This window comes from Paenibacillus sp. LT-B23 (genome assembly GCF_059417685.1).
In genome coordinates this window covers 88448-101479 of sequence record NZ_JBSQBM010000018.1, presented here as the reverse complement: position 1 = coordinate 101479, position 13032 = coordinate 88448, and the positions used below count along the sequence as shown (strand labels likewise).

Annotated in this window: 7 protein-coding genes; all 7 read right to left on the bottom strand. The window is 48.3% G+C overall.

The window, feature by feature from the left end; all coding sequences use genetic code 11:
• Window positions 1-113 precede the first annotated feature (113 nt).
• Complete coding sequence (locus ACWXW9_RS21045; protein WP_494931003.1) at window positions 114-2843, bottom strand: glycoside hydrolase family 3 C-terminal domain-containing protein; 2730 nt, start codon at window positions 2841-2843, stop codon at window positions 114-116.
• Between the two features lie 515 nt (window positions 2844-3358).
• Entirely contained in the window at window positions 3359-4342 is a 984-nt protein-coding gene (locus ACWXW9_RS21040; RefSeq protein ID WP_494931002.1) for a Gfo/Idh/MocA family protein, read from the bottom strand.
• A gap of 169 nt (window positions 4343-4511) precedes the next feature.
• Window positions 4512-9482 (bottom strand): DUF4132 domain-containing protein, encoded by a 4971-nt coding sequence (locus tag ACWXW9_RS21035; protein ID WP_494931001.1) that lies wholly within the window; start codon window positions 9480-9482, stop codon window positions 4512-4514.
• 15 nt (window positions 9483-9497) lie between these two features.
• Window positions 9498-9917: a hypothetical protein gene (locus ACWXW9_RS21030; RefSeq protein WP_149095928.1), complete on the bottom strand. Its 420-nt coding sequence runs from the start codon at window positions 9915-9917 to the stop codon at window positions 9498-9500.
• Between the two features lie 465 nt (window positions 9918-10382).
• Window positions 10383-11240, bottom strand: a complete 858-nt coding sequence (locus tag ACWXW9_RS21025; RefSeq protein WP_494931000.1) for a MetQ/NlpA family ABC transporter substrate-binding protein — start codon at window positions 11238-11240, stop codon at window positions 10383-10385.
• Window positions 11241-11619: 379 nt separating this feature from the next.
• Window positions 11620-12291 (bottom strand): methionine ABC transporter permease, encoded by a 672-nt coding sequence (locus ACWXW9_RS21020; protein WP_134911039.1) that lies wholly within the window; start codon window positions 12289-12291, stop codon window positions 11620-11622.
• Window positions 12284-13009 carry a methionine ABC transporter ATP-binding protein gene (locus ACWXW9_RS21015; RefSeq protein ID WP_494930999.1) on the bottom strand — a complete coding sequence of 242 codons (726 nt, stop codon included), beginning with the start codon at window positions 13007-13009 and terminating at the stop codon, window positions 12284-12286. The genes ACWXW9_RS21020 and ACWXW9_RS21015 overlap by 8 nt, the downstream gene beginning before the upstream one ends.
• Between the last annotated feature and the right edge of the window lie 23 nt (window positions 13010-13032).

The following is a 13032-nucleotide window of genomic DNA, read 5'->3' as shown; positions in this document are numbered from 1 at the left end:
CTTCTGTTTCAGCTTTCACTTGGAATCCCCCTTGCATACCTAGCGCAAAAAGAGAGCCGGTGCATTGCCCGCGCTCTCTTGAATATAACCATTTTAAAACAAATGTAACGGGGTTACTTCGCTGTCTTTCCTGTAGATGCTGCCGGAAGGGTAACACTTCCTGTCAGACGGATATCCTGAGAGGAGCTACCTGCATAAATGGGTACTTCACCCGATGGCATAACCCATGCTTTGGATTTCTCATCCCAGTAGGAGAAGGCTTTCGGGTCCAGCTCCACGCGGATATTTTTCTCTTGGCCCGGCTTCAGCTCGACCTTGGACCAGCCTGCCAATTGCCGCGATGGAGTTTCTACATTCGTCGGAAGCTTACCGCTGTACACCTGTACAACCTCTGCTCCAGCTACTTTTCCGGTATTTTTCAATTTCAGCGAGACCTCGACGGAATTCGTACGATTGGATTTCTTTCCGCTTGCGTGCTGTTTTGTTTTCAGATCGCTATAGCCAAACGTCGTATAGGATAAGCCGTATCCGAAGGAAAATGCGGGTTGAATTCCTGATTTCTCATATCCCCGGTAGCCTACAAAAATACCATCCGAATAGTCACCTATTCCGTTCACACCCGGAAATTTTTCCGGTGAGGATACCGGCGTGGACTGCTCGTTAACCGGGAAGGTTACGGGCAGCTTGCCGGAAGGATTCACATCCCCGAACAGAACGCGTGCTATGGCATTCCCCTGCTCTTGACCAGCAAACCATGCTTGTACGATGGCGGGAACTTTATTCTGCCAAGTGTCCATCTGTACAGCTCTGCCGCTCATTTGCACAACAATGGTTTTCGGGTTCGCCGCGGCAACCGCACGGATCAGCCGATCCTGATTGTTTGGCAGTTCCATATCGGAACGCTCAACATAGCCTTCGCTCTCATAAGTACGTGTGACGACAATCGCTACATCCGACTTTTTCGCCAGCTTCACCGCATTGTCAATCAGCTTGTCTGACGTATCTGCTGGAGGTTCCCAGCCCAAACGAACCATTCCGCCGGAATCACGGCCATTTGTCGGATAATCGGCACGATATTCGATCCGCACCTTGTGCTTTTCACCTGCTTTGAGCGAGATGTTTTTCTTCGTGGTACCCAGCTTCGTACCCTGATTATCCACAAATAGCTTATCATCGAGATATAGCTTGCTTGATCCCAAACTGGTTAAAGATAATGCATAATCGCCATCCTTAGGTGCTGCAATTGCTCCCGTCCAGCGCGCCGATATCAAGCCGTTAAGTGTCGTTGGCGTATTGGGAACTTTAGGGGACTTCGCATTAAAGCCCTGGTAATTATAGAATCCAAGATTCATGTTGACCTGACCATCATTACGTACAAGCTCCGGACTGCCCTCCATTTTGTTGTTCTTCCAGTATTCGCCCCGCAGTCCCTGTTCGTCATCTCCATAAGTGGCGTATCCAACGCTGATATCCTCTTTTTTGTCGGATGTGGTCAGCAATGAGGATGGCACAGCCGATGGACCCGGCATAATGTCTCCCGCAGAAATCGGGTCTGTACCCGGTGCATATTGGACAGTTACCCCTTTGCCGACACGGTTGCGGATTCCCTCTAACGGACTTACAGTATACGTCGGGTTCACCAACGAGCTGCCTCCGCCTGCTACAGTGCCGCTATCTGCATCAGGACCGATAACAGCAATGGATTTGAGCTTATCCTTGGAAATTGGCAAAGTATTATTTTTATTTTGCAGCAGCACCATGCTCTCCTCAGCCAATTGACGGGCCGTCTTGCCATGGTCACGGGCATCAATCTGCTTATTTTTAACCGGATGATCAAACAACCCTTTGCTGAACATTTGCACCAAAATACGCCCAGCCTTATCATCAACTGTTTTCTCACTTACCTTGCCGTTCTTGACAGCAGTCAACAGTTGATCTCCCCATTTACCAAAAGGTGTACCTGGTGTTTCCAGGTCCAAGCCGGCATTAGCGGACTCTACTGTACTCAGGTTCGCACCGTAATCGCTCATTATGAAACCTTTGAATTGAAGTTCCTTCTTCAAGAGGTCCGTCAAGAGGGTCTTGTTCTCACAAGCAGGCTCGCCGTTGACCTTGTTAAAAGAGCACATCGCCCCTCCCAAATCAGCCTTGGCAATAACCTCCTGAAACGGACGTATGTAAATTTCATGCAGCGCACGGTCACTGACTTTGACGTTCGTCGTGAAGCGCTCCGTCTCCTGATTATTCAAAAGATAATGCTTGGCTGTGGCCAACACAGGATGGCTTTGTACACCTTTGACATAAGCGGTCGCCATTTGCGATTGCAGCAGCGGGTCCTCACCCATAGATTCAAAGTTCCGCGATCCCCATGGAATGCGGGCAATATCCATCCCCGGTCCGAGCACGACATTATGGGTCGTATTAAAAGCCTCGTCTCCGATCAGATCACCATACTGTTTGGCAGCTTTGGTATCCCATGTTGCAGCTAACGCAATTGGAGCTGGCAGTGCAGTAGATTGCTTGTTCTGAACATCCGGATTGGCGATACGTACCCCGCCAGGACCATCTGCCATCGTCAGCGCCGGGATACCCAAACGCTCAATTGGATCATTGTAGAATCCATAATAATTGTTGACCTTGCCAGTCACCAAATCTATTTTCTCTTCTAGCGTCATTTCCTTCAACAACAGCGTCGTCCGTTCTTCAGCCGAAAGGGACGTATTCATCCAGGGCCGATCTGCCCGGCTGCCTGCCGCTCCTGCAATATTCATCGGTCCGATCACAACAGCAGCAATGACGGTCATCATCATCATACGAAACAACCATGTTGATTTCACTTTCACGTTTGTAATTCCTCCTTGATGTTAGGTCATGAGGTGAATGCCAATTCAACTCTCCAGGCTTGCAAAGGCTCTCGATCCTGCGAGCTCCGACAAGAATCAAGAGCCACGGGATAAGCAAGCAAGTCAGCAAAAGCCGCACTGGCTCAAGTGACACGTACAACACCCTACCGTATATTTCTGAAAATTTCATTGAAAAATTCTGGAAACCACTTCCTAGGACCATCATTTATTTTCATAGAAAGAGAGCGTTACCAATTCCGTTAACTGATGATTTAATTACATTTTTGTCACTTTTATATGACTATTTTTTAACTAATTTAAATCACAAAAAATGATTCATATGACCCACTCATTCCAGTGCTCATATGAACATTTTTAATCTGCGACCAAAGTTGGGATTGAGCCGATTTATGGAGATTGCATTAATTCCAAACGGTGTACACAAAAAAGTCCAAAGAGCTTCAAAAGCTCTCTGGACTTTAAGTGGTTTATTCTTTATTCAATTCATAATTAAATTACTCAAAAGGATACCGAAGCCCCCACTGTGCGCGAATCTGATCCATCAGCTTCATAATACCCAGTGATTCATCCAAAGATATCGTGGTACTTTCGAGCAAGCCTTCATTCAGGCAACGCCCCACTTCTTCTGCTTCAAAGGCATACCCTGTGGAAGCTCGGCTATCCTGAAAGGTTTGTGCCTCTTCACCGTCTACATGTAAAATAGCCGATGTGCTATTCAGGAAAGATGGGATATGGATATATCCCTTTGTGCCATGGATGTATGCCTCATTCGTCAGTCCGAGACGAACTGCCCCGTTAAGCATAGCCGTGCGCCCGTTTCCGTAATCCAACAGGATGGAGAACGTCTCGTCAACGCCCGTTTCCCCAATATGAGCGGTACTCCATACATGCTTGGGTTCAGGACCAAACACCATCGAAGCAAAAGAAACCGGATAAATCCCTGTATCTAATAAAGCACCTCCGCCCAGATCGGGGTTCAATAAGCGTCCCTCGGGATTCCAATCTACGCGAAAACCAAATTCCGCCTTAACCAGCTTCACCTCACCAATTCGTCCTGCATGTATCCACTCCCGCACTTGGCGAATCGCAGGCAAAAAGCGTGTCCACATCGCTTCCATCAGGAACAGCTTATGTTCACGCGCAAAGCCGATCAGTTCCTCCAGTTCCCCGCTATTCACAGTGAAAGGTTTCTCACACAGAACGGATTTCCCCGCCCGAAGAGCCGTCAGAACATTTTCTTTATGAAAAGGATGAGGAGTGCCTATGTATATAGCATCTACCTCAGGATCTTGAGCCAGCTCCTCGTAGCTTCCATAAGCGCGTGCAATTTGATGCTTGGCTGCAAATTCGGTAGCGCTTTCAATAGTGCGTGATCCTACAGCGTACCCTTCCCCGTTCGTAACATGCGCCAAATCCGCAGCGAATTGATCTGCAATCCATCCCGTGCCGACAATTCCCCATTTGATCTTCTTGCTCATACTTGTGTCCCTCCCTGCAATATGGTCAACGTTGACTTACACAATCCCCTTTATTCTAGCAAACGCCTGCCAGGAACAAAAGAATTATCTGACGCAAATGATGAAGCCCCGCCACACGAATCTGCATGGACAGGGCTTCACGCTACACCTTTGCGAGTAGAGTAGAATCCTACGCCTGAAGCTGGGTAAGAATTTGCGGGTCCTTGATTTTCTGATCCTCAGCCAGCAGTACAATTTTGGATAAAATCTCGGCTGTTCTTGGATCTTCATCCAGGAACGGCAGGAAGATGCGCCCACGATGCTGCGAATGCACCGGAATGATATGCAGCGCTCCCTTCGCCTGCTTGTAGACACCGCCGCTTCCCAAATGCACCGCATATTCACCAAGGCTGCCGTCTACACGCGCGTAATTGCCATCCAAGCGTACATTACTGATTTTCAGCAGACGCAACGATTCCTGCACAATAACGCTACGCATTTCAATAGTCGTAAGACTGGCTTCCGGATCAACACCACCCACATGAGCAACACTGACGACCAAATCTACATCCCGCATGACTTCCGAGAACAGCACTGGAGGGACTTCCTCCAACGGCACACTCTTATACGTTGTCCGATCAAAGAATTGCACCGTCTCCAGTGTAGGAGCCTCGGTATCGGCTGGTGAGAACCAATCTGCCATCGCGTACAGGTTAGCAATCAGGTTTTCGGCATAATACACCTTCTGTAGTCCTTCCTCATAGCTGACCGTCCACTGGCGACCTTTCAGCAGGGCTACCGTTTTATTCGGCTGTACCTGATGTCCTGCATATCGACGGGAAACCGTGGCGCTTGCACGTTCATCTGCATTTGGCAAGTACAGCTCACGGAACACCTGCTTAAACGGCTGACGAATCTGGCGGTCAAATAAATCCTTCTGGAAGTCGCTCCAACGACCACTTTCGTACAAATGGAGCGGATGAGCAATGATCAGCTTGTCCTCTTCACCTACGGGATACTGTTGACCCGAAGGATCGGCCAACCCGGATGTACCCTCATTGAAATATCCCAGGCGATCTCCAGCCTTGAAAACCAGCGTCCGCACCAACGGAGCAAGCACAGGGTTACCCAGTAATCCCGTTAATTCCTTCATCATAAAGGCTGTACCGGACTCCATAGAGCGTTCCAATTCCTTGCGGGCTCTACGATACTGATCCACCAGATCGCCTTTTAGCTCCTTCAACGTAGCAACATACTCATCCTTCTTGAAGCGAGCCGGAATAGATTTCAGCGTCTTCCCTTTGCTGACAATCTCAATTTCTGCCGTTCCTTCTTCATCAATGACCAGTTGTATCGTTGTGGCCTCTTCCAAAGCATGTGGCTCAAAATAAGACCGAAGATCCTCCAGCTTACGGGCTTCCATGTCCCACACGAGCCGGGTTACATCATCATAACCTGCATTACGTGCCAAATTCCCAAGCGCAATTCGTGAAACCAGAGCTTCACTGGCCTTACGCTGTGCCCCGAATTTTTTGCTTTGTTCCAAAAACTTCTGGATGAAGTCATAACGTTCCCGTACATCTGGTTCAGGAGGTTTGACAAGAGGAATCAGACTGTAGGTCAGCAAATGTTCCTTGTTCCGTTTGTCTTCGACCGACTTTTTCATTTCACTCAGTTTCAGCTTACCCAGCGTCGCATCCGCAAATAACTGGGAACGGCGATGATTGGCTCCGGCCGAAATATATTTGGCACAGTCGTACAGCAGATCAAATCGTTCCTCGCCCAACGTATCATAGGCCTCATGAAACCAGTGAATATCGAAGGCTCCATCATTAAAATCCTGCGGAGCAATCGGGGAATAATGAGCTACAATCGTTTCCTTCTCGGCGGAAAAACCTTCATTAATATGCGCATGGAAGTACCATGCAGCACTGCGAAGACCTTCCCATCCGAGGTAGCCTGCTACAATTTCAATCCACTGTGGAGCATACATTGCCGCCTCCAGCAGACGTTTATCCGTAATTTTAGCGTTACTCAGCTTTTCCTTCAGCAAGGAAGAATCCTCGCCATCACGCGGATAACATGCCTTGAGCAAGTGGCTGAACGATTCCTTTTTGGTAATACGATCGCCGTAGCCATACACATAACCACGCACGAACGTTTCCTTGTCGAGTCCATCCAGAATACGGAGGAAATAATCCATGCCTTCAATTCGGCTCAAGCCCATCACTTTTGGGGTAGCCTCGGTAGGCAAATCACCTCGAACCAATTCAACCTCCAGCAGTCGGTCAATAACCGTACTCCGTATTTCCAAAAATTCCGGATTGCTGGCAATCCATGTATTGCGGGCATTCGTTAAGGAACTCATATGTCTTCTACTGTCACTGCCAGCCAACAGTTCCCGATACACTTCTCCTACACCGATCAGTCCTTTTTCATATGCTTTAAAATAATCCTCCAGATCCAACGGTGAATAAAAGTGATTTGATACACCTGCCAGTTCATTATAGTTAACAAAAGTATGGAAAAAACGTTTAAAGGACTCATCATCATATACACGCCCTTTCTCCAACCCGATCCACGGGCTGGACAGCAGGTGCAGCATTCCCATGTCCTCAGCAGGTCGGTCCTTCGGCATAGCTTGCATCAATGTATTCAACGAGAAATCAATGGTATCAAAGGTTTTATCACCGGGAGTGTCCAGGAAATAAGCATTAATCAGCGTGCTTACCTGATCGTTATACGTCAGCTCTGCTATCCATCGCTGCATCTCGTTAATTCGATCTAAAGGATACATTTGTTCAGCGAAATCTTTACGCCATCCTTCCAGCAGCTTGTGCTTGCTCAGTTCTGAATAGTCCATGTTATGATTGGAGAAATAACGGTAATAGCGGTCAAGTGTTTGATCCATAGACTCGAATCGGTCATATAAAACAAGCTCTAGCAGTTCACTGGCTTCCATGTCGCTCTCCTGCAAATAACGACTCCATTCCTCGTGAAGAGGATATAAAGACAGCATGGAAACTGCTTCCTCATTAGGCTGAGCCAACCGCACGGTACGAAAATTAGCACCGATTAGCAGCGTTTCTTTGTAGCCCGAATAATACTCAGCAGTATATTCTACATCACGATGCTGGTGGACAAACTCATTCAGTCCGCTCAGGAATTGCTTCATCTTCTCCAGTGAACCCACAAAAACATCACCCAACCGGAAATCACCCAGATCCGGATGCTTCTCCAGCCAAGCCTCCTTGGCAGCAGGCTCGTACAAGCCAAAGCCGTTTGTCCCCGTATAAGCATCCTCCTGCCCCAGCTTGGACAGCAGTTGTTCTTCCTTAGCCGTCGGCTGCTGGATAATATCTGCTAAAGGCTGGAGGGTTTCATACTGCTCGGCACGCTCGGGGTCTGCATAGATTTTCGTCAATATTTCTAGTCCGCCCAATCGTTGCAGCTCCGCCTTTGCCCGAAGCAACCGCTCCAACGAACTATTCAGAGACTTCTCCGGCTGTACCAGCAGTACACCAATGACACTTTGCCGCAGGGAACCCGTCTTGAGCTTCAATAGCCCCTCCATTTGATGCATTTCCTCTTCCGCCAGTGTCAGCTTGTGCGCCTTGGCAACAGCGAACTCGCGAATGCTCATACTTTTGTCGGACAGGCTTGAGAAAATAAATTCACGTTGCACCGTATCATCCGGGTTCTGCACAAAATGATTCAGCAGCTCGCCACGCAGATCAGGGCTAATCTGATCCTTCAAGGCTACGATTTCACCGATCCAGGTCGCGTCCATATCATAACTGACGAGATACAGCATTTTTTGAATCGGTGCATCCGAACGGTGATAAACGTTTACAAAATCCAGCACCTTGGAGGGCTGGGCAGACTCGCCTTTTTTCATCTGTGAAAACAGAGCATGAAGTCGCTCAAAATCCTTGCGTCGCTCTTCTTTATTTTTCAGTAATGGAGTACGCACCACTTTAACGATCCGATCCGCGACCGTCCCGCCTTCTACCCATTCGTAAAAATAATTACTTGTATAGTTCGTCAATACCCAATATTGAAGCTCCGGGTCCGTCTCATTCAGATATTCTCTGGCAATCCCCAGACGCACATCCTTGTTTTCACTGTTAGAGAGTACATAAAGCGCTACAATCTTCTGATAAGGTGCTCCCTGTTCCATGACTTGCCGAACTTGTCCATACAGATCACGTTCCTCATGTACTGCGGTAGCCCACAAGCTCATATATACCTCATTGGCATTCGCGCTAGTCAGCCATTCCTGACGCAGCTCGCTTTTCGTCAATGCTTCATACGCCTGCTCAATCAGTTGGCGAACCACCCGCTGATTAGCAGACTCCAAGCCCATGCCTGTCCATACCACAAGCGCCCGTACCACCGAGCTGTAACGAATGAAACCCTGATCGATAATCACCTTCAACAGATATACAAGAGCCTCCGGGGTTCCTTCATCCATTTGCTCCACGATGCTTTGGCGCAATCCCTCCTGAAGCTTGGCAGCTGCCAAAAGCTCGCCGACCATATGGTAATTCTCCTCTTGATGGCTCAAGAGCATTCCTTTAATCATGGCACGCGTAAGAAGCGCAGTCTGGTTATCGCCATAAACAATACCCTTTAGCGCCTTCAACACCTGCGGATTACCGTTGTCCAACTCATAGGCTATCCAATCACTAATCGTCTCTTGAATCCGATAGTCATTCCCATGTTCATAATCCTTTTTCGTTAAATAATCTATAAGCGAGAAGCCGATCCAGTCCATTCGGATAAGCTGCACCAGTCTTTTATAAATCCGCGAAGTATGGAATGTGATATCCGAGGTACGGAACGGTTTACGCTCATACCCTGTACTGTAAGGATATTCAGTCACATGCTCTGTTATATATGCAAACACATCTCCGGCCGTTGTTCCAATCAACTGACGCAGCACCTCTGCCAGTGGCTTGAACAGCGGCTCTCCGCTTGCTTCTGCCTGTACTTTTAATATGCGCTGGCATTCGTTAAAAGGCTCCTCATCCTCGCGTATGTAATGAATTCGACCCAGTTCCATAACATGTTGGGCCAATTCCTGTTGTTGTCCATCCAGTTGCGCCGCGCGCCCCTTCAGTTCGGTGAAATATTCCTGCTCATTTTTCTCCTGATGCATATTTCATTTCCCCCTCTACCATAGGCTTCCGGCCAGCATTGTGAACCGTATAAATACAATCTCGTCTCCATCCTCAAGCAACAAAGGGGCATCCAGCACAGTAGCTTCCTCGTCACGTACAAAAACCCTGTACAAGCCGTCTTCAAAAGCCTGCATCGCCGTGTTTACCGCATCCTCCACATCAGGAACACCATCATTATAGATGGACCCGAATCCTACCTTGCCTGTCTCGCCCTGCGCCTGAACCTCTTGCCCTGTGAGGAACGGGATCAATGCGACACTCTCCTGCTTTTCACGCAGTCTGCGGACATTCAGGGCGACGGTAGCAGCAATCAGTTCTCGCAAAGTTTCAGGGGCAGGATTCAGCTCCATTTCCTGTTTTGCGAGTTCCGGCTTTCGTTTTCCCAAACTTTTTACAGTTACAGCCAGCTTCATGTCGTTCCCCTTCCTTCTTGCTCCCGCTTCTGACCCGTTGTCAGTTGAATTTTCCACCCATCCAAAGACACCGTTAACGAAATCGAAAACGAATGTTTGTTCGTATATTTATTTTAATATGCTCGCAAGCATTACTCCATCACCCTTAATGACTAAAATTTATAGCAGTGTATGCACCCTAAAACCTTAAAAACTAAGACTTTATACCCTGTTTTCGCTAAAAAATATCCATATAAAGGATAGAAAAAAGACCTGCACAAGGAACTCCATCTGCTCATCACAGACTTCATTACCTTATACAGGCCGCAACTAATCATAAAACAACGTTTCAACACTCGTATTTAGCATTTTGCATAATTCGATTCCAGTCGCTAGCGGGTTAATATATAGACGAACATAAGCATTCCGATCTATATATTATAGATTGAAAACCGCTCTCTGGATTTATGCAAAATGCTTGTTTATTTAAAATGCTGGGACAACGCTGTCCTTGTAATTATCCTCGAAAAATTTACGAACCTCCGGACCAGTCATACGCTTCGCCAGCTTTTGAATGGCATCCGAATCCGCATTATCCTTGCGTGCTACCAGATTAATGGCAAAGTGGGTATCGTCCTTTTCAGTAATTAACGCGTCCTTCTTCGGTGTCAGGCCCAACGGCTTGGCATAAGCGGGATACATGGCAGCCATGTCCACATCATCCAGCGACCGCGCCAGCATCAACAGATCGACTTCTTTGAACACAAACTTTTTCTTGTTTTCAATAATATCAGCCTGTGTGGCATTATAGCCTACACCTTCTTTAAGCTTGATCAGACCGTTTTGCTCCATCATTACGAGAGAACGTCCGGTATTGGCCGGGTCGTTGGCAATCGCAATCGTCGCACCTTCGGGCAGGTCTTTAATGTTCTTGTATTTTTTGGAGTACGCGCCATAGATGGCGTTGTAAATCGGTTTGACTGCTACCAGATCAGACTTGTTGCTTTCATTGTATTGTTGCATAAAAGGAGCATGCTGAAAGAAGTTTGCATCCACTTCATGGGCTGCCAATGCGTTATTGGGTTGAATATTGTCCGACAGCACGACGATTTCCAGATTAACTCCGTCCTGTTTGAGCAATGGTTTTACGATATCCAGTACATCCGTCATCGGGGGAATCAGCGTTGCCACTTTCAAAGTCACTTCTTTTTGAGAAGTCGCTTCTTTAGGCTGTGTTCCTTGTGCCGCCTGCTTTTGACCGCCGCATCCGGCAACCAGCAGCATGACGACAGCGAATAGTGTAAGTAATTTCAGGTTAGTTTTCAGGTTGTTTTTCCGACTCATTAGGTGAGGAACCTCCAAGTAAATTTGTGATTGGGAAGAGGGGAGTGAGTTACAGTGGAGCCGCTTCGCGAATGATTTGATCTTACGATCGCTGTTACCCCCGGATTTTTTTCATTTAGTAAAACATTATAAGGTAAAAATCCGGGGGTAAAGGCGAACGCTATCGCTTCTTTAGAACAATTCTGCCCGCTACGCTTTTGAGGCACTGTAAAGTCATTCTCATTTCCCATGGTGGGTGGTGCAAGTGTATTGCCTACGATCTATCGGTACTGAGGGATTACATCCTCAGTTTACCTTCTTGCCATAGGCTGCTGTTACGCTTGAACTTATAAGATGTTCAATAAAGCGTCCGCTCCAACATAGCAGGCTATAACCTATCTTATCGCTTGTCGATCCGGCGGGATATCGTGCTTCCGGTGAACTGGATCGTTTGCACGAAAATAATCATGACAACGATGGTGAACGCCATCAATCCGGTTTCAAAACGCTGGTAACCGTAGCGGATGGCGAAATCGCCCACGCCGCCGCCGCCCACAATGCCCATCACCGTGGAGTAAGAAATGAAGCTAATTGTGGACGTGGTCAAGCCAAGTACAAGCCCCGAACGGGCTTCCACGTACAAAAATTTAAAAATAAGCTGGAGGGTAGACGCCCCCATAGAAGTGGCAGCTTCGATTACACCCTTGGGCACATCCAGGAGTGACTGCTCCACCAGCCTTGAATAGTAGGCAATGGCTACCACTGACATGGGAACCGTAGCTGCCATCGTACCCAGCGCCGTACCCACCACGAGACGTGTAAATGGAATCATAAACACGACCAGCAGCAAGAACGGGAACGAGCGAATGACATTGACCAAACTGTTCAATATGGTGAACACCAGCCGATTCTCATATTTTTGCCCCTTGCCGCACAAATACAACATCGTTCCTGCCGGAAGTCCCAGCAGCACGGCTGCTGCGATGGAAATGCCCACCATGATAAACGTCTCTCCGATAGCCTTCCATATCTCGGACTGATACTGCGCAATGATGCTCAGCGTTTCATTCATGGGCTTCACCTTCTCCCGCTTTTGAACCGTCCGATGGACCGCCTACAGGCTGCGTTGAAAGCAGTCGCCCATCCCGCATCTCCGAAACGCGGCTACAAACACTCCGCACCACATCCATATCGTGCGTCACAATCACAATCGTAACGCCCAGCTCACGGTTGATCTCCCGCAACACGCCTAGAATATCCGCCGTTGTCTGCGGATCAAGCGCCGAGGTCGGCTCATCACAAAGCAGCACCGCAGGTCGATTCGCCAGCGCTCTGGCAATCGCCACACGTTGCTTCTGGCCTCCGCTCAACTGTGCTGGATAGTGCTCCGCCTTGTCAGCCAAGCCGACGAATTGCAGGCATTCGCGCACGCGTACCGCTCTCTCTTTTTTCGGTACGCCTGCCAGCTCCAGCGGCATTGCCACATTGCCACTAACCATACGGTTGTGGACGAGATGATAATGCTGAAAAATCATCCCGATGGATCGCCGCGCTTCACGAAGACGTTTTTCCGGCATGCGGGTCAGCTCGTCTCCATTTACAACCACATTTCCATCATCCGGCTGTTCCAATACATTCATCAACCGGAGCAATGTAGACTTGCCGGCGCCGCTGGTGCCTATGATACCGTGAATCTCCCCTTCCTCCACATGAAGGGACACGGATTGAACCGCATGAAATGGGCCGCTTGAGGTCGTATAATGCTTGCTTACCTGATGCAGCGTAATCATGAAACCTGGCCTCCTGATGATCC